Origin of the sequence: Mesorhizobium loti, assembly GCF_003148495.1 — a bacterium.
Taxonomy (GTDB): domain Bacteria; phylum Pseudomonadota; class Alphaproteobacteria; order Rhizobiales; family Rhizobiaceae; genus Mesorhizobium; species Mesorhizobium loti.
The window spans coordinates 362,742-381,374 of sequence record NZ_QGGH01000003.1 but is presented as its reverse complement, the minus strand read 5'-3'; the positions used below and the strand labels follow the sequence as shown (position 1 = coordinate 381,374).

The following is an 18,633-nucleotide window of genomic DNA, read 5'->3' as shown; positions in this document are numbered from 1 at the left end:
GCTCAGGCGAAGGTCTTGGCGAAAGCGTCGATCTCGGCCTTCAGCTTGGCGCGCAGATCGTCCGACAGCGCCTTTTCCTTGCGGATGGCGTCGAGAACGTCCTTGCCGGCCGAGCGCATGTGGCTGAGCAGGCCATGCTCGAACTTGCCGACCTGGTTGACCGGCAGCTTGTCGAGATAGCCGTTGACGCCGGCAAAGATCACCGCGACCTGCTCTTCCGTCTTCAGCGGCGAGAACTGCGGCTGCTTCAGGAGTTCGGTCAGGCGCGATCCGCGGTTGAGCAGGCGCTGCGTGGCGGCGTCGAGATCCGAGCCGAACTGCGCGAAGGCCGCCATTTCGCGGTACTGCGCGAGCTCGCCCTTGATCGAGCCGGCAACCTGCTTCATCGCCTTGATCTGCGCGGCCGAGCCGACGCGGCTGACCGACAGGCCGACGTTCACCGCAGGACGGATGCCCTGGAAGAACAGGTTGGTTTCGAGGAAGATCTGGCCGTCGGTGATCGAGATCACGTTGGTCGGGATGTAGGCCGACACGTCGTTGGCCTGCGTCTCGATGATCGGCAGGGCGGTCAGCGAACCACCGCCCAGATCGTCGTTGAGCTTGGCGGCGCGCTCGAGCAGGCGCGAGTGCAGATAGAAGACGTCGCCCGGATAGGCTTCGCGGCCCGGCGGACGGCGCAGCAGCAGCGACATCTGGCGATAGGCGACGGCCTGCTTCGACAGATCGTCGTAGCTGATCAGCGCGTGCATGCCATTGTCGCGGAAATATTCGCCCATGGTGGCGCCGGCGAACGGCGCCAGGAACTGCATCGGCGCCGGGTCGGAAGCGGTGGCGGCGACGATGATCGAGTATTCGAGCGCGCCGCGCTCTTCCAGCACCTTGACGAACTGCGCGACGGTCGAGCGCTTCTGGCCGACGGCGACGTAGACGCAGTAGAGCTTTTCCTTCTCGGGGCCGTTGTCGTGCACCGACTTCTGGTTGAGCATCGTGTCGAGGATGATGGCGGTCTTGCCGGTCTGGCGATCGCCGATGACCAGCTCGCGCTGGCCGCGGCCGACCGGGATCAGCGCATCGATGGCCTTGAGGCCGGTCGACATCGGCTCATTCACCGACTTGCGCGGGATGATGCCGGGCGCCTTGACGTCGACGCGCTTGCGTTCGATCGCCTTGATCGGACCCTTGCCGTCGATCGGATTGCCGAGCGCGTCGACGACGCGGCCGAGCAGGCCGGGGCCGACGGGGACATCGACGATGGCGCCGGTGCGCTTGACGATGTCGCCTTCCTTGATGTCGCGGTCGGCGCCGAAGATGACGACGCCGACATTGTCGGCTTCGAGGTTGAGCGCCATGCCGCGGATGCCGCCGGGGAATTCGACCATCTCGCCGGCCTGGACATTGTCGAGGCCATAGACACGGGCGATACCGTCACCGACAGACAGCACCTGTCCGACTTCGGAGACCTCGGCCTCCTTGCCGAAATTCTTGATCTGGTCTTTCAGAATTGCGGAAATTTCCGCGGCGCGGATGTCCATCAGCCGACCTCTTTCAGTGCAAGCTTGAGCGAATTGAGTTTGGTTTTGAGCGACGTATCGATCTGGCGCGAGCCCATCTTGACCACCAGCCCGCCGAGCAGCGACGGATCGACGGTGACGGAGATGGCCACGTCCTTGCCGGCAACGCTCTTCAGCGCCGCCTTGAGTTCGGTCTGCTGGGCAGCGGTCAGCTCGTGCGCCGACGTCACTTCAGCAGCGGTCTCGCCACGATGTTCGGCGGCGATCTGGCGGAATGCCCTGATCATGCCGGGAATGGCGAACAGGCGGCGGTTGCGGGCGACGACGCGCAGGAAATTGCCGGTGAGGCCGGTAATCCCGGCCTTGTCGGCGATCGCCGCGATGGCCTTGGCCTGGTCCTCGCTGGAGAAAACCGGGCTGTTGATCAGCCGGGTGAGATCGGCGCTGCCCGCGAGCATCGCTTCGAAACTGTTGAGGTCGGCTTCGACCTTGGCCACGGAATTTGCCTGCAGGGCGAGTTCGAACAGCGAACCCGCATAGCGTTCTGCGACACCTGAGATTGGCGATGACGATTGAGCCACGGACCGTCTTTTCTCTTGTCTGACAGGCCGCAGATTGTTGGCGCGAGCAAAAACTCTGGCTAAATCTTTGACCTTACTGCATTTTTTCGAGCACGGAGGCGCGGCTTCCGCTATCCCCGGCCGAAAGTCGATTGCCGTCTAGCACAGGCATTTTAAGACCGCAATGCGTCGTTCCGCATGGTTTTCAGGCACTATTGTCGCATCCGTCGAAAGTCACCCGTCTTCCATCGCGGAATACCCAACGATTCAAGGCAGAAAGCCGAAGGCAAAGGCGAGCGGCAATGCCGCCAGCACCAATTCCACCACAATGGAAACCCAATTGAAAGGCGTGTTGGCGCCATCCGACATCATCGACAGCAGCCGGCCGAAGGCGGTGAACAGCCAGGAGAAGCCGAGCGCCATGTAGATCAGCGGCTGTGCCAAGAGGATGCAGCACAGACCGACGCCGAGATAGAAGCCCGACATCCTGCCGCGTCCCTCGGCGATCGCCGCAGCCTTCTCGGGCTTGACCTGCAAGCGCAAGGCACGGAAAGCCAGGCTCGGGGCCAGAAAGAACAAAAGCCCGAGCAGCACGGTGACGACGGCGCTCGACCACGCCAGCCATTCGCCCTGGCTCGTCGGCCACGGAAGCGCAAAATCCATACTGTCCCCTCGAAATGCCTGTTTTTGAAATTCCCGGCATTCTAGCGGAGGAAAAACGTCACGCCAGATGGCTCCCGGCACTTTCAAAGCAATGCCAGGAAAAGTGTGAAGCGGTTTTCCGTCCGGAATTGCGTCAGAACAAAGGGCTGGAAGCGCATCAGCTAAGCGCGAACTCCACTGCCGCCTCGGCATGAATGCGCGTCGTGTCGAAGACCGGAATGTCGAAATCCTGCTGGCCGACAAGCATGGTGATCTCGGTGCAGCCCATGATGACGCTGTCGGCCGCCTCTTCGCGGCGCAGGCGTTCGGTCTCGGCGATATAGGCCGCCTTCGAGATTTCCGTGACGATGCCCTGGCACAATTCCTCGTAGATGACGCGATGGACCATGTCGCGTCCGGCGGCATCAGGTACGACCGGCTGCAGGCCAAATTTGTCGGCGAGCCGGCCCTTGTAGAAATCCTGCTCCATGGTGAAGCGCGTCGCCAGCAGCGCCGGGCGCTGCATGCCGGCGCGCTTGACCGCCATCGCGGTGGCATCGGCGATGTGGATCAGCGGGATCGACACCGATGCCTGCACCTGGTCGGCCAGTTTGTGCATGGTGTTGGTGCACAACAACAGGCCTTCCGCGCCGCCCGCCTCGAGCTTGCGTGCGGCCTCGACCAGAAGCACGCCGGCGCCGTCCCAGTCGCCATGATGCTGCCGCTCGGCGATCTCGGCGAAGTCGAAGGACCACAGCAGAAGCCTGGCCGAATGCAGCCCGCCCAGCCGCTCGCGCACGATCTCGTTGAGCAGCCGATAGTAGATGGCTGTCGATTCCCAGCTCATGCCGCCCAGAAGGCCAAGAGTTTTCATCTGATCTTCCATTCCTCGCTGGCTTGCGGGCAACCTATCGCTGAAAGCGCAACCTTACAAAAAGCTCTGCGGGTCGATGTCGACCTGCACCCTGACTGAGCCGCGCTGCTTCGGCCCGTTGGCCAGCATGGCGCGGATGAAGCCTTGCATGTCGGCGCGCCGTTCGCCCTGGATCAGCAGGCGGAAGCGGTGGCGGCCGCCGAGCAGTGACAGCGGCGCCTCCGCCGGCCCCAGCACGAACAGATCTGACGCCTCGGGCGCGGCGCGGCGCAGGCCGCGTGCATGGCCCTCGGCTTCCGCCCGCGTCACCGCACTGACGATGACACCGGCGAGCCGGCCGAAAGGCGGCAGGGCGGCCCGTTCGCGCTCGGCAATCTCGCGCTCGTAAAAAGCCTCGGCGTCGCCTGAGACGATCGCCCGCATCACCGGATGGTCGGGCTGGAAGGTCTGCAGCAGGCCAAGGCTCTTCTTGCCTGTGCGGCCGGCGCGGCCGGTGACCTGGCTGAGCAACTGGAACGTACGCTCGGCGGCGCGCGGATCGCCATTGGCAAGGCCGAGATCGGCATCGACGACGCCGACCAGCGTCATGTTGGGAAAGTTGTGGCCCTTGGCGACGAGCTGCGTACCGATGACGATGTCGGCCTCGCCGTCGGCGATCGCCTCCAGCTCCAGCCGCAGCCGCCGCACGCCGCCCATCAGGTCGGATGACAAGACGATGGTGCGCGCGTCCGGGAAATGCGTGACGACCTCTTCGGCGATGCGCTCGACGCCTGGCCCACAGGCGACCAGATGATCCAGCGTGCCGCATTCCGGGCAGGCTTCGGGCCGGCGCTCATTGTGCCCGCAATGATGGCAGACGAGCTGACCGCGAAAACGGTGTTCGACCAGCCAGGCCGAGCAGACCGGGCAGCCGAAGCGGTGGCCACAAACCCGGCACAGCGTGAGCGGCGCATAGCCGCGCCGGTTGAGGAACAATAGCGACTGCTCCTTCCTCTCCAGCGTCTGGCGCATCTGGTCGAGCAGCACCGGCGACAGGAAACCGCCGCGCGCCGGCGGTGCGCGCCGCATATCGACCGCCTTCAGATGCGGAAGCGCCGCCTCGGCGAAGCGGGCAGAGAGAACGGCTCTGTCGTATTTACCTTGGCTCACATTGACCCGGCTTTCGACCGATGGCGTCGCCGATGCCAGCACCACCGGAAAACTGCCGATATGGCCGCGCACCACGGCCATGTCGCGCGCATTGTAGAAGACGCGGTCCTCCTGCTTGTAGGCAGGGTCGTGTTCCTCGTCGACCACGATCAGGCCAAGCTCCTTGAACGGCAGGAACAGTGCCGAGCGCGCGCCGGCGACGACGCGCACGCCGCCCTCCGCCACTTGCCGCCACACTTTTTCGCGCATCCGCGGCGGCAGGTCGGAATGCCATTCGCCCGGCTTGGCGCCGAAGCGCTGCTGGAAGCGCTCGAGAAAAGCATGCGTCAGCGCGATTTCCGGCAGCAGGATCAGCACCTGCTTGCCCTGATCGAGCGCGGCCGCCACTGCCTCGAAATAGACCTCCGTCTTGCCCGAGCCGGTGACGCCGTCGAGCAGCGCGACGTTGAACACGCCGGCTGCGACATTGGCGCGCAGCATCAGCGCCGCATCGCTCTGGTCCGGCATCAGTTCCGGTATGGCGTAGCTGGAATCGGGCGCGGCCACCACCGGGCGCGGCGGGATCATCACCGTCTCGAACACGCCTTGCGCCCGCAGGCCGTCGATCACCGTCGACGACACGCCTGCGGCGTGGGCAAGGCCGGATCGCGTCCAGGCGAGGCCGCCTTCGGCCGTCTCCAGCACGCGCTGCCTGGCGCCCGTCATCCGGTCGGGGGCTAGAAGCGTGCGCTGCAGCCCCTCGATCCACGGTTCGGGGTCGAAAGCCTCCGGCGCCCGAAGCAGCATGCGCGCCACCATGCCTGGCGGCGACAGCGTATACTGCGCCACCCAGTCGACGAAGCGGCGCATGGCGCGGTCGATCGGCGGGCAATCGAAGACCTGTTCGATGGGGCGCAGCTTCTTCGCGTCGACCTTCTCGACCGCGCCGTCCCAGACGATGCCGGCGACCTGGCGCGGACCAAGCGGCACGCGCACGATCGAGCCCGGCACCACGCGCATGCCGGCGGGCACGGCATAGGTGTAGGGGCGTTCGGCGGGCATCGGCACCAGGACCGGTGCGGCTGCGACAAAGGGCGAATCTTCGATCATGAGGCGTGACCTTGCCCTGACTTTGGTCTAGATCAAAGGCCGACCCCGAATGTGCATGGCATGCACATAAGAATCTTCAGGAGACTCGCCATGAAATTTTTTGTCGACACCGCCGACATCAAGGATATCCGTGAGCTCAACGATCTGGGGCTGCTCGACGGCGTCACCACCAATCCGTCGCTGATCCTCAAATCGGGCGGCAAGATCGCCGACGTCACCAAAGAGATCTGCGACATCGTCAAGGGCCCGGTCTCGGCCGAAGTCGTGGCCACCGAATTCAAGGACATGATGGCGGAGGCCGAGGTGCTGGCCAAGATCGCGCCCAATGTCTGCATCAAAGTGCCGCTGACGCTCGATGGACTGAAGGCCTGCAAGACGATCCGCACGCAGATGAACCGTATGGTCAACGTCACGCTGTGTTTCTCGGCCAACCAGGCGTTGCTTGCGGCGAAGGCCGGCGCTTCCTTCATTTCGCCCTTCGTCGGCCGTATCGACGACACCGGCGCGGACGGCATGGAGCTGATCCAGGAGATCCGGCAGATCTACGACAATTACGATTTCCAGACCGAGATCCTCGTGGCCTCGGTCCGGACGGTGAACCACATCAAGCAGGCTGCCCTGATCGGCGCCGATGTCGTTACCGCGCCGCCGGCGACCCTGAAGGCACTGGTCAAACACCCGCTGACCGACAAAGGCCTGGAACAGTTCCTCGCCGACTGGGCCAAGACCGGCCAGAAGATCGGCTGAAGCCGCACCGCTTTTCAATAAAAAGGGCCGGGCAACCGGCCTTTTTTAATGCGCTTCAGACAAAAATCCGCCCCCAAGGGCCCGGTCAATCCGCACTGTCATCGTCATGCGCAGTCGCCTGCTGGCGCCGGCCCATGATGATTTCGCGTTTGCCGACATGGTTGGGTGTGCCGACCAATCCTTCCTTTTCCATGCGCTCGACGAGGGATGCGGCGCGGTTGTAGCCGATGCCAAGGCGGCGCTGGATGTAGGACGTCGAACACTTCTTGTCGCGCACCACCACCTTGACCGCCTCGTCGTAGATGGCATCGCTGTCTTCGGCTGCAACCGATCCCTTGTCGAAGACCGCGCCCTGGTCGTCTTCGGCCTCTTCCTCATCCTCGTCGGCGATCACGGTTTCCAGATACTCAGGACGACCCTGCGCCTTCAGATGCGCCACCACATGCTCGACTTCGGCGTCGGAAACAAAGGGCCCATGCACGCGCGAAATGCGCCCGCCACCCATCATGTGCAACATGTCGCCCTGGCCAAGCAGTTGTTCGGCGCCCTGCTCGCCCAGGATGGTGCGGCTGTCGATCTTGGATGTGACCTGGAAGGAAATCCGGGTCGGGAAATTGGCCTTGATCGTGCCCGTGATGACATCGACCGAGGGGCGCTGCGTTGCCATGATCAGGTGAATGCCGGCAGCGCGCGCCATCTGCGCCAGACGCTGGATGGCGCCTTCGATCTCCTTGCCGGCGACCATCATCAGGTCGGCCATCTCGTCGACGATGACGACGATGTAGGGCATCGGCGCAAGGTCGATTTCCTGCTGTTCGAAAAGCGGCTCGCCGGTGCCCTTTTCGAAGCCGGTCTGCACCGTCATGACAACCGTCTCGCCCTTGTCGCGGGCAGTAGCGGCGCGCTCGTTGTAGCCGTCGATGTTGCGCACACCGAGCCGCGCCATCTTGCGATACCGGTCCTCCATTTCGCGCACCGCCCATTTGAGCGCGGTGACGGCTTTCTTGGGATCCGTGACGACGGGCGTCAGAAGATGCGGGATGCCGTCATAGACGGAGAGTTCAAGCATCTTGGGATCGACCATGATCAGCCGGCATTCTTCCGGCTTCAGCCGGTAGAGCAACGACAGGATCATGGTGTTGATGGCAACCGACTTGCCGGAGCCGGTGGTGCCGGCCACGAGCAAATGCGGCATCTTCGCCAGCTCGGCGATGACCGGCTCACCCCCGATCGTCTTGCCCAAGCAAAGCGCCAGCTTACAGCTGGTCTTGCGAAAACCCTCCGATTCGATCAGCTCGCGGAAATAGACGGTTTCTCGCGTCTCGTTGGGAAGCTCTATGCCGATGACATTGCGGCCAGGCACGACGGCGACGCGCGCCGAAACAGCAGACATGGAGCGGGCGATATCATCGGCAAGCCCGATGACACGGGAAGATTTGACGCCCGGCGCCGGCTCGAACTCATAGAGCGTGACGACCGGGCCGGGACGAACATGAATGATCTCGCCGCGCACGCCGAAATCTTCGAGCACGCTCTCCAACAGATCGGCGTTCTGCTCAAGCCGCTCCTGCGACATGTAGAAGCCTTGTCCCTCCGGGGGCTGCTGCAACAGATCTTCCGGGGGAAGCTCATAGGGATCGCCCGACGTTGATGGCACAATTTTGCCGGTCCGAGGCAGGCGCGAGGAAGGGCGCGCGGCCGTAATCCTGACAGTGGCGTCTACACTTGCGAGGGCCGGCACGGGAACGGCATCGCGCGCCGCAGCGGGGATTGCAGCGGGCTGGGCCTGCAGTGACGCGTTGCTCGCTGGCACTTCGGGCTGAGCGAGAGCCTCGTTCGAGTTAGCCGGCAAAACGTCCGGCAACGGTTTCGAGGCCTGGCTCGGAAGACATTCGATCACACGAAACAGCGAGGTGGCATCGGTCGCTGTCGGCGGACGGATGTCGGCCCGCGCAGCGGCGACAGGCACTGCGGTGACCGATGCAGGCGGGTTGGCCTGGCGGGCCTGGGACGAAACATCGACCAGATAGGGCGCCATAGCCTCGAAGAAGGCGTGATCCGAAAGATAGAGCCAGCGCAGCTTTTCGGGAGCAGCCGGTCTGATCTGGGCGCCCGCAGCGGCAACCGTGCGCGCGGTTGCTCGTCCCGTTGTGGCCGTCCTCGGCGGCGCCGGCGTAACGACTGGCACCTTCTCTCTGGCACCCCCCGAGGGAACGAAAGCCGCAGCCGGCGGTGACAGCCTTTGCGTGGCGGCTCCGCGGCCGGCCAGAGGCTGGGAGGCGGGGCTTTTCACCGATGCCGGCAATGCCAAGAGCGAGGGCGCGGCGGACGCCTCGTCGACCATGGGTTGCGCGACGGCTTGCTGCGTCGGGAGCGCGTCCGCATCACCTTGCTCGACAACACGCTCGTCCTGCGGACGATGCTTCTTGGCCTCATAGTCGGGCGTGCGGGTGAAACGCACGTTGGGTGCGAGGAAGAAGTATTCTTGCCAGGCAGGGCTTTCGATATCGCCGACTTTCGAGGGCGCGTTGCTCGCCTCCGAGCTACCCCTGGGCTCCATATAGAGCCGCTTGTTGCCGCCGAGATCGACAACCGGCGCGGAATAACCAGCCTCGTGTGTACCGGGCTGCCGGCCGTCCAGTCCCTTGTGCGCCGGACGATCAAGAGCGCCTGTCGCTGCTGAAGAAATTCGCTGACCGCCCTTGTCGTTGATGCCGTCGAAACGCTTCCCCTCGGGATCATCGGGCGATGCTGCCTTCAACAAATTGACCCGTGAAAAACGCCTGGCTTCCATTCTCAAGACTCACTCTGAAATGTCTGCCGAGCAATAGGGAGCGAGTGGTTAACAGTTGCTTCCCGGACGGATCGCCAACCATCCTTGGGCAGCAAAATCGTCGTGACACCCTCTGCGAGCGACGCGGCACGATCGTCGTCTCACTGCGCACACGCCGGTGGCGCGATCTGCTCGCTGTGCCATGGAGGAGTCTGATGGCGTATCTTTGCGGCGATGCCGGACGATCTCAATTCGGAACCTGATCGTGATCTCACGATCATCCCGTCATGCTTGGGGCGCTAGACCGATGAGCAGCGCTAGCCAGCCGTCTTGCTGTGCCTGACCAGATCCTGGGCAATGGACAGTTGCAGCGCTTCCGCAAGCTCGCGCGCGGCGCGATTCTCGGCGTCGATCTGCGCCCGGTATGCCGCGAACTCCTGTCGCGGCCTGTCGAAGGACGAGGTGATCGAACGCTTGCCGGACGCGATCACCGCACCGGTCTTCACGTCGGCCAGCGTATAGGTGCCGGTCAGCGTCACGGAACCGGCGGTTGGCTCGTCCTGGTCGGTTCCGACCTGCACGAGTGCCGCGGACTCGACGGCTTCGCTCACGCCGAGAGTGAGCGAATAGGCCGGCGAGGCCGGCTCGCCGGCGCCCCGTCCAAACCCGAAAATCAAATTGTTGCGCACCTGTTGGCCGGAACGCGAGCCGACCGGCTTGATGGCGATCGACGCCAGTTCGGCACTGGCGCTGGCCTGCGACCCCGACAGCGGCGCACTCGAATAGAGCGGCCGCACCGTGCAGGCCGAGACAAGCGCAAGCGAGCCGACCAGGCCGGCAAGCGCGATGCGGCGCAGCAAACGGCTCAGCTCTGTCTTTTCCGGCTCAGGCAACGACATTGACGATCCTCTGCGGCACGATGATCACCTTGCGCGGAGCCTTACCTTCGAGTGCTTTCTGCACGAAGTCGAGAGCCAATACCGCTTTTTCGACCGCACCTTGGTCCGCGTCGCGGGCAATTGTCAAATCCCCCCGCTTCTTGCCGTTGACCTGTACCGGATAGGTGACTTCGTTGTCGACGACCAGCGCCGGATCGAAGACCGGCCACGGCCGTTCGGCGACCAGATCGGCGCCGCCGAGCGTTTCCCAGCACTCCTCGGCCAGATGCGGCATGACCGGCGCGATCAGATGCACGAGAATCTCCACCGCCTGCCGGCAGGCACCTTTCAGCGCTGCATCGGCCTTGCCTTCGGCCACTTCATTAAGCGGCGTGGTCAGCGCGTTGGCCAGTTCGTACATGCGGGCGATGGCGCGGTTGAAAGCGAGCTTCTCGATATCCTCACCGACCGCCTTCAGGATCTTGTGCGCGGCCTTGGAAACCACCGCGGCCTCGCCGCTGCCGGCCACCGCGGGCTTGACGCCGGCCAACGTCTCGGCCGCCGTCGACACCAGGCGCCAGATGCGCTGGATGAAGCGATGCGCGCCGGCGGCGCCATCGTCGGTCCATTCGACATCGCGCTCGGGCGGCGAATCCGACAGCATGAACCAGCGCGCCGTGTCCGCGCCGTAGCCGTCGGTGATGTCTTCCGGGCTCACCGTGTTCTTCTTCGACTTCGACATCTTTTCCAGCGGGCCGATGGTGACGGCCTCGCCGGTGGCGATGTCGATGGCGCTGCGCTTGCCGTCGACATCCTCCAGCCGCACCTCGGCGGGCGCCAGCCAGCGGCCATTCGACGCCGAGCCGACGCGATAGGTTTCGTGCACCACCATGCCTTGCGTAAACAGGCCCTTGAACGGCTCGGCCAGATCGACATGGCCGGTCTCACGCATGGCGCGGGTGAAGAAGCGCGAATAGAGCAGGTGCAGGATCGCATGCTCGATGCCGCCAATATACTGGTCGACCGGCAGCCATTCATTCGCCGCCTTGGGATCGGTCGGTTCATGCGCCCACGGTGCCGTGAAACGGGCAAAGTACCAGGACGAATCGACGAACGTGTCCATCGTGTCGGTTTCGCGCCGTGCATCCCTGCCGCATTGCGGGCACTTCACATGCCGCCATGTCGGATGCCGGTCGAGCGGATTGCCCGGCCGGTCGAAATCGACATCGTCGGGCAGCTTGACCGGCAGGTCGGCCTTCGGCACCGACACCACGCCGCAATCCTCGCAATGGATCATCGGGATCGGGCAGCCCCAGTAGCGCTGGCGCGAAATGCCCCAGTCGCGCAGGCGGAAATTCACCTTGCGCTCGGCCATCGGCCGGTTGCCGATGGTCTTCTGCTCCAGCAGTTTCGCCACCTCGTCGAAAGCCTGATCCGGCTTCATGCCGTCGAGAAAGCGCGAATTGATCATCACGCCGTCGTCGACATAGGCTTCATCGATGATCTGGAAGCTCGCCGGATTCTCGCCCTCCGGCATCACCACTGGAATCACCGGCAGGCCGTATTTGTTGGCGAAGTCGAGGTCGCGCTGGTCGCCCGACGGGCAGCCGAAGATGGCGCCGGTGCCGTATTCCATCAGCACGAAGTTGGCGACATAGACAGGCAGCGTCCAGCTGTCGTCAAACGGATGGACGACGCGGATACCGGTGTCAAAGCCCTTCTTCTCAGCCGTCTCCAGCGCCGCCACCGAGGTGCCCATATGGCGGACTTCCTCAATGAACTTAGCCAGCGCCGGATTGCTCTCGGCGGCTTTTTTGGCCAACGGGTGATCGGCGGCGACAGCCATGAAGGAAGCGCCGAAAATGGTGTCAGGCCTTGTCGTATAGACTTCCAGCTCATGCTCGCCGCCGGAGGCGGTGGCCAGAGGCCAACGGATCAGCAGGCCTTCCGAGCGACCGATCCAGTTCTGCTGCATCAGCTTCACTTTTTCCGGCCATTCGTCGAGGCCGTCGAGCGAATCCAGCAGATCCTGCGCAAAGTCGGTGATCTTGAAGAACCATTGCGTCAGTTCGCGCTGTTCGACCAGCGCGCCCGAGCGCCAGCCGCGCCCATCGATGACCTGCTCGTTGGCGAGCACGGTCATGTCCTCCGGGTCCCAGTTGACCTTGGAGGATTTGCGCGTCACCAGCCCCTTCTCGACGAAATCGAGGAACAGCATCTGCTGGCGGTGATAATAATCGACGTCGCAGGTGGCGAATTCGCGCGCCCAGTCCAGCGACAGGCCCATGACCTTGAGCTGCTCGCGCATGGTGGCGATATTCTGGTAGGTCCATTCCTTGGGGTGGACCTTGTTCTGCATCGCCGCGTTTTCGGCCGGCATGCCGAATGCGTCCCAGCCCATCGGGTGCAGCACGTTGAAACCCTTGGCCCGCTTGTAGCGCGCCACCACGTCGCCCATCGTGTAGTTGCGGGTGTGGCCGATATGGATGCGCCCCGACGGATAGGGGAACATCTCCAGCACGTAGTATTTCGGGCGCGGATCGTCATTGTGCGCTTCGAACAGCTTCTTGGCGTCCCAGGCCTTCTGCCATTTGGGCTCTGACGCGCGCGGATTGTATCGTTCGGTTGCCATGGGGCGTTTTTCACTTAAAAGCATGCGCGAACTGCGGGCGACGGCTCGGCAGTTCAGGGAATGTGGTCCGGGTGTTCACCATGGTTTGGCAAACCCGTCAACCATATGGGTATCGCGTCTGATAAAAACGCCGGTCAAAACAGCAGGATTTGCATATGGGCGACGTCGTTCAGCAGTTTTTCGCGGTCAAGGCGAAGATCGCCGCAGCGGAGCAGGAGGCCGGGCGGGATGCCGGCGCGGTGACGCTGGTTGCGGTTTCCAAGACCTTTGACGCCGCCGATATCAGCCTGGTCATCGAGGCAGGCCAGCGCGTCTTCGGCGAGAATCGCGTGCAGGAAGCGCAAGGCAAATGGCCTGATCTGAAGGACGCATTTCCCGACATCGAACTGCATCTGATCGGCCCGCTGCAATCCAACAAGGCGAAAGAGGCGGTGGCGCTGTTCGACGTCATCGAAACGGTCGATCGCGAGAAGATCGCGGCCGAACTCGCCAAGGAGATCGCCAGGCAGGGGCGGGCACCAAGACTCTACGTCCAGGTCAACACCGGCTCCGAACCGCAGAAAGCCGGCATCGAGCCACGCGAGGCGGTGGCTTTCGTCGCCCGCTGCCGCGATGTGCATGGCCTCGCCATCGAAGGCCTGATGTGCATCCCGCCGGCCGACGAGAACCCCGGGCCCCATTTCGCCTTGCTGGAAAAGCTTGGGCATGAGGCCGGCGTCGCCAGACTGTCGATGGGCATGTCCGGCGACTACGAGACGGCGATCGCCTTCGGCGCCACCAGCGTCCGGGTTGGGTCGGCGATCTTCGGCAGCCGCTGAGAGGCAACGGCCTTTAGGCCAACTCGGCGGGTTCGTTGCTCCAAGACTGGAAACGAAACGTACCGTTCCTATTTGCTTTGTGCCATCACAAACTCTCTGGAGCCTCCACCATGCGTTACAACCAGCTTGGAAATACGGGGATGTTCGTCTCCGAACTATGCCTCGGCACCATGACCTTCGGCGCCGCCGGCCAGAATGCCCAATGGGGCCTGATCGCCAGCCTCGACCAGAAGGGCGTCAACGAGATCGTCGCCCATTCGCTCGCCGCGGGCGTCAATTTCTTCGATACGGCCGACGTCTACTCCTTCGGCGAATCCGAACGGCTGCTCGGCCAGTCGCTCAGGGATCTCAAGGTCAACAGGCAGAATGTGGTCATCGCCACCAAGGCGCATGGCGCCATGGGCGAGGGCCCCAACCAGCGCGGCTCGTCACGCGGCCACATCATGGACTCGGTCGATGCCAGCCTTGAACGGCTGCAGCTCGACCATATCGATCTCTACCAGTTGCACGGCACCGACACCGTAACGCCGATCGACGAAACGCTGCGCGCACTGGACGATCTGGTTGCCGGCGGCAAGGTCCGCTATGTCGGTGTTTCCAACTGGGCGGCATGGCGCATCGCCAAGGCGCTCGGCATTGCCGAGCGCAAGGGCTTTGCCCGTTTCGAGACTGTCCAGTCCTATTATTCCATCGCCGGCCGCGACCTCGAGCGCGAGATTGTGCCTCTGCTCAACGAGGAGAAGCTCGGCCTGATGGTGTGGTCGCCGATGGCCGGCGGCCTGCTGTCCGGCAAATACGGCCCTGGCGCACCGGGCAATGGCGAAGGTCGCCGCGGCAGCTTCAACTTCCCGCCGGTCAATGAGGATCGCGCCTGGGCGGCTGTTGCCGTCATGCGCGAAATCGCCAAAAAGCATGATGTGAGCGTCGCCACGGTGGCGCTCGGCTATGTCCTGGCCAAGCCCTTCGTGATGAGCGTCATCATCGGCGCCAGCCGCATGGAGCAGCTGGAGCAGAACCTTGCCGCGACCCAACTGAAGCTCGACACCGACGATCTGGTTCGCCTCGACGAGGTCAGCGCCCTGCCGTCCGAATATCCCGGCTGGATGCTGGAGCGTCAGGCAGCGGGCCGGCGCCCGGCGCCGTTCACGCCGAAAGCATAGCGCAGCCCACCTGACATCTCGGGAGCCCGTGGCTCCCGAGATGTCAGGTCAGCCGGACGCTCTCCCCCAGAAAATCGAGAAAGGCGCGCACTCGCGCCGGCAGATGCCGGCCCTGGCCGACATAGACGGCGTGGGTGGGCTCCTCGTCGCCGGGATTGAATGCCTCCAGCAGCGACACCAGCCGGCCGGCGGCGATATCGGACGCAACATGCCAACGGGCCAGCCGGGCGATGCCCGCGCCCGCCAGCGCCATCAGCCGCATCGCCTCGCCATCGCTGACCAGAGTGTTGCCGGTGATCGGAACCATGATGGCGCGGCCCTCCGCGTCAAGGAACGGCCAGCCATCGACATGCCGCACAAAACCGAAGCCCATCCGGTTGTGTCTGTCGAGATCGGCTGGCGTCAGCGGCATGCCATGCGTCTCGAGGTAAGAAGGTGCCGCAACGACCACCACCGGGCTTTGCCCGAGCTTGCGCGCCACCAGCCGCGATTCGCTGAGCGGCCCTGCACGGATGGCGACGTCGGCGCGTTCCGCCATCAGGTCGATGACGCTGTCGGTCAGCACCAGATCAACTGAAATCTCGGGGTAGCGTTCGAGGAAGCGCGGCAGAAGCGGGATCAGCCGGTGCACCCCGAAGGGCACGTAGGTGTTGACGCGCAGCCGTCCGCGTGGCGCCGCACCCGCCGCTGCCTCCTGCTCGGCCGCCGCCATGTCGGCGAGGATGCGCAGGCCGCTGTCGTAGAACGCCGTGCCTTCCGGCGTCAGTTGTAGTTTTCGCGTCGAACGGCTGACCAGCCGCGCGCCAAGCCTGGCCTCCAGCCGCGCGATCAGCTTGCTCACCGCCGACGGCGTCATGCGCAACGCGCGTGCCGCGGAGGAAAAACTGCCTTCCTCGACGACCCGCACGAACACTTCGATCTCGCCGGAGCGATTGATGTCGGACCTGGCCATTTGTGAATCTATTTCACAGAAAATGTGCCCAAGGCAAGTCTGGTTCACAATGCAGGGCAACACGATCTTTCGGGTCGGGGCGCGGGACGGCGCTCTTCGTCATCGAAGTGGAAACAGCCATGCCTCTTGCTCTCTACGCCCTCGCCGCCGGTGCCTTCGGCATTGGCGTCACCGAATTCGTCATCATGGGTCTGCTGCTCGATGTCAGCAAGGATCTCGGCGTTTCGATCTCGGCCGCCGGCCAACTCATTTCTGGTTATGCGCTTGGCGTCGTCATCGGCGCGCCCCTGCTGACCATCGCCACCGGCAACTGGCCACGAAAGACCGTGCTCCTGGCGCTGATGGCGATCTTCACGCTTGGCAATCTCGCCTGTGCGCTGGCACCCGACTACTGGACGCTGATGGGCGCGCGCATCATCACTGCCTTTGCCCACGGCACCTTCTTCGGCGTCGGCTCTGTCGTCGCCACAGGGCTGGTGGCGCCCAACAAGAAGGCCTCGGCGATCGCACTGATGTTCACCGGGCTGACCATCGCCAACATCCTCGGCGTGCCCTTCGGCACCTGGCTCGGCCAGGCTTTTGGCTGGCGGGCGACCTTTTGGGCGGTGACATTGGTCGGCCTCGCGGCCTTCGCCGTCATCCTGGCTCTGGTGCCACGCAGCCAGACGGCGCCCGAAAAGAGCGACCTGCGCGCCGATCTCGCCGTTTTGCGCCGCACGCCCGTCCTGCTCGGTCTTGCCACCACCGTGCTCGGCTATGCTGGAGTCTTCGCCGTCTTCACTTATATCGCGCCGTTGCTGACCGAGATCAGCGGCTTCAAGGAAGCGGCCGTATCGCCGATTCTGCTCGTCTTCGGCGGCGGTCTCATCGCCGGCAATTTGCTTGGCGGCAAGGTCGCCGACCGCTGGCTGGTGCCGGCCGTGCTGGGCAGTCTCGTGGTGCTGGCCCTGGTGCTCGCAACCATGACCTTCGCCATCCACAGCCAGGTGATGGCCGTCATCTATGTCGGACTGCTCGGCGCTGCTGCCTTCGCCACCGTGGCGCCGCTGCAGATGTGGGTATTGGACAAGGCGCAAGGTGCCGGTCAGAGCCTCGCCTCATCCTTCAACATCGCCGCCTTCAATCTCGGCAATGCGGCAGGCGCCTGGCTTGGTGGCGCGGTGATTGCCCATGGGCTTGGTCTGGGGTCCCTCACCTGGGTCGCCGCCCTGCTGCCGCTCGCCGCACTCGCCGTGGCGGGACTGGCGCTGCGTCTCGATCGCACCGACACGCTCGGCGAGCCTGCCTCCATCCGGTCGTGACCGTCCTCGGCAAACCCACTTTCGACACCTTCATTCCACACCATCAGGAGTAAAAAGATGGACTATCGACGTCTCGGTGCATCGGGCCTGAAAGTGCCCGCACTCTCATTCGGCGCGGGAACTTTTGGCGGTTCCGGCCCGCTGTTCGGCGCCTGGGGCAACAGCGACGCCAGCGAGGCGCGGCGGCTGATCGACATCTGCCTGGAGGCCGGCGTCAACCTGTTCGACACCGCCGACGTCTATTCGAACGGCGCCTCGGAAGAGGTGCTTGGCGAAGCGATAAAGGGTCGCCGCGATGCCGTGTTGATCTCGACCAAGACCTCGCTGCCGATGGGCGATGGGCCGGCCGATTACGGCTCGTCGCGTGCGCGGCTGATCAGATCCGTGGATGATGCGCTGAGGCGCCTCGGCACCGACTACATCGACCTTCTGCAGCTGCACGCCTTCGATGCCGGCACGCCGATCGAGGAGGTGCTGTCGACGCTGGACCAGCTCGTGCGCTCGGGCAAGCTGCGCTATGCCGGCGTCTCCAATTTCTCCGGCTGGCAAGTGATGAAGTCGCTGGCCGAGGCTGACAAGCACGGCTACCCCCGCTACGTAGCGCATCAGGTCTACTATTCGCTGGTCGGCCGCGACTATGAATGGGAGCTGATGCCGCTCGGCCTCGACCAGGGCGTCGGCGCGCTGGTGTGGAGCCCGCTCGGCTGGGGCCGCCTGACCGGCAAGATCCGCCGTGGCCAGCCTTTGCCGAAAAAGAGCCGGCTGCACGACACAGCAAGCTTCGGGCCGCCGGTCGAGGACGAGCATCTCTACCAGGTCATGGATGCCCTCGACGCGGTGGCGCAGGAAACCGGCAAGACCGTGCCGCAGATCGCCATCAACTGGCTGCTCCAGCGCCCGACCGTGTCGTCGGTCATCATCGGCGCCCGCAACGAGGAACAGCTGCGCCAGAATCTCGGCGCCGTCGGCTGGACGTTGACGCCGGAGCAGATCAGGACACTCGACGCGGCAAGCGAAGTCACGGCCCCCTACCCGTATTTCCCCTATCGCCGCCAGGAAGGTTTCGCCCGGCTCAACCCGCCGGCGGTCTGATATTTTTTGCTCAGGCCGCGCGTTGCGCGGCCTGATAGCCTACCCCCAGATTGGCCAAAGCGCTGCCTGGCCGCTGCCGATCAGGGCAATGATGATCAGGCAGACGACCCACAGCGCCGGATACTCCCAGCCACCGCCCGCATTGGTGAACCAGAAACCATTTTTGCCGTGGACGAGCACGATCGTGCCCAGCATCAGGGGAATGAGCAGAATGGCCGCCAGCCGCGTGGCGACGCCGAAGATCAGACCAAGACCGCCGGCCGTTTCGGCTGCGATGGCGATCAAGCCGAAATAGCCGGGTACGCCGAGCGACTGGAAATAATCGGTTGTGCCCTTGGGCGTGAAGACGAAGTACTTCAGATAGGCATGGGCAAGAAACAGGCCGCCGACGCTGACACGAAGCAGTAGCGCGGCATAGTCGAACGCGGTCATGTCCGTTCTCCCGATCGCGGACG

15 protein-coding genes are annotated in these 18,633 nt (G+C 64.1%); 5 read left to right on the top strand and 10 right to left on the bottom strand.

All coding sequences use genetic code 11. The annotated features are described in order from the left end of the window. Window positions 1-2: 2 nt before the first annotated feature. From atpA to C8D77_RS15280, 5 genes are all read right to left on the bottom strand, one after another. Complete coding sequence (gene atpA / locus C8D77_RS15300; RefSeq protein ID WP_109664421.1) at window positions 3-1,532, bottom strand: F0F1 ATP synthase subunit alpha; 1,530 nt, start codon at window positions 1,530-1,532, stop codon at window positions 3-5. Next, entirely contained in the window at window positions 1,532-2,092 is a 561-nt protein-coding gene (locus C8D77_RS15295) for a F0F1 ATP synthase subunit delta (protein WP_109664418.1), read from the bottom strand. Before C8D77_RS15295 ends, atpA begins: the two co-directional genes overlap by 1 nt. Before the next feature lie 246 nt (window positions 2,093-2,338). Continuing rightward, window positions 2,339-2,734 carry an AGROH133_08824 family phage infection protein gene (locus tag C8D77_RS15290; protein WP_109664413.1) on the bottom strand — a complete coding sequence of 132 codons (396 nt, stop codon included), beginning with the start codon at window positions 2,732-2,734 and terminating at the stop codon, window positions 2,339-2,341. 157 nt (window positions 2,735-2,891) lie between these two features. Continuing rightward, on the bottom strand, window positions 2,892-3,587 hold the full coding sequence (locus C8D77_RS15285; RefSeq protein ID WP_109665396.1) for an aspartate/glutamate racemase family protein: 696 nt from the start codon (window positions 3,585-3,587) through the stop codon (window positions 2,892-2,894). 54 nt (window positions 3,588-3,641) lie between these two features. Further along, window positions 3,642-5,825: a primosomal protein N' gene (locus C8D77_RS15280; RefSeq protein WP_109664408.1), complete on the bottom strand. Its 2,184-nt coding sequence runs from the start codon at window positions 5,823-5,825 to the stop codon at window positions 3,642-3,644. A 90-nt stretch (window positions 5,826-5,915) separates the two neighbouring features. Here C8D77_RS15280 and fsa point away from each other — a divergent pair, with 90 nt between their 5' ends. Continuing rightward, window positions 5,916-6,572, top strand: a complete 657-nt coding sequence (fsa, locus tag C8D77_RS15275) for a fructose-6-phosphate aldolase (protein ID WP_109664405.1) — start codon at window positions 5,916-5,918, stop codon at window positions 6,570-6,572. Between the two features lie 85 nt (window positions 6,573-6,657). Here fsa and C8D77_RS15270 read toward each other — a convergent pair whose 3' ends face one another. The 3 genes from C8D77_RS15270 to leuS all read right to left on the bottom strand — a co-directional run bounded on the left by C8D77_RS15270 (window position 6,658) and on the right by leuS (window position 12,855). Further along, window positions 6,658-9,366: a DNA translocase FtsK gene (locus tag C8D77_RS15270; RefSeq protein ID WP_109664402.1), complete on the bottom strand. Its 2,709-nt coding sequence runs from the start codon at window positions 9,364-9,366 to the stop codon at window positions 6,658-6,660. Window positions 9,367-9,662: 296 nt separating this feature from the next. Then, complete coding sequence (locus C8D77_RS15265) at window positions 9,663-10,244, bottom strand: LPS assembly lipoprotein LptE (protein WP_109664399.1); 582 nt, start codon at window positions 10,242-10,244, stop codon at window positions 9,663-9,665. After that, window positions 10,231-12,855, bottom strand: a complete 2,625-nt coding sequence (gene leuS, locus C8D77_RS15260) for a leucine--tRNA ligase (RefSeq protein WP_109664395.1) — start codon at window positions 12,853-12,855, stop codon at window positions 10,231-10,233. The genes C8D77_RS15265 and leuS overlap by 14 nt, the downstream gene beginning before the upstream one ends. Window positions 12,856-13,010: 155 nt before the next feature. On the opposite strand from leuS, the gene C8D77_RS15255 reads away from it, so the two are divergent. Continuing rightward, window positions 13,011-13,673, top strand: a complete 663-nt coding sequence (locus C8D77_RS15255) for a YggS family pyridoxal phosphate-dependent enzyme (protein WP_109664393.1) — start codon at window positions 13,011-13,013, stop codon at window positions 13,671-13,673. 110 nt (window positions 13,674-13,783) lie between these two features. After that, a complete protein-coding gene (locus tag C8D77_RS15250; protein ID WP_109664391.1) occupies window positions 13,784-14,833 on the top strand; it encodes an aldo/keto reductase in 1,050 nt (349 codons plus the stop codon). Between the two features lie 43 nt (window positions 14,834-14,876). Here C8D77_RS15250 and C8D77_RS15245 read toward each other — a convergent pair whose 3' ends face one another. Next, entirely contained in the window at window positions 14,877-15,785 is a 909-nt protein-coding gene (locus C8D77_RS15245) for a LysR family transcriptional regulator (RefSeq protein ID WP_109664387.1), read from the bottom strand. Window positions 15,786-15,904: 119 nt separating this feature from the next. Between C8D77_RS15245 and C8D77_RS15240 the strand changes: the two genes are divergently transcribed. Together C8D77_RS15240 and C8D77_RS15235 are read left to right on the top strand one after the other, a co-directional pair. Further along, complete coding sequence (locus tag C8D77_RS15240; protein WP_109664382.1) at window positions 15,905-17,086, top strand: MFS transporter; 1,182 nt, start codon at window positions 15,905-15,907, stop codon at window positions 17,084-17,086. A gap of 57 nt (window positions 17,087-17,143) precedes the next feature. Then, window positions 17,144-18,178 carry an aldo/keto reductase gene (locus tag C8D77_RS15235; RefSeq protein WP_109664378.1) on the top strand — a complete coding sequence of 345 codons (1,035 nt, stop codon included), beginning with the start codon at window positions 17,144-17,146 and terminating at the stop codon, window positions 18,176-18,178. Between the two features lie 39 nt (window positions 18,179-18,217). Here the strand turns inward: C8D77_RS15235 and C8D77_RS15230 are convergent, their stop codons facing one another. Continuing rightward, complete coding sequence (locus C8D77_RS15230) at window positions 18,218-18,610, bottom strand: DoxX family protein (protein WP_109664374.1); 393 nt, start codon at window positions 18,608-18,610, stop codon at window positions 18,218-18,220. Window positions 18,611-18,633: the final 23 nt, after the last annotated feature.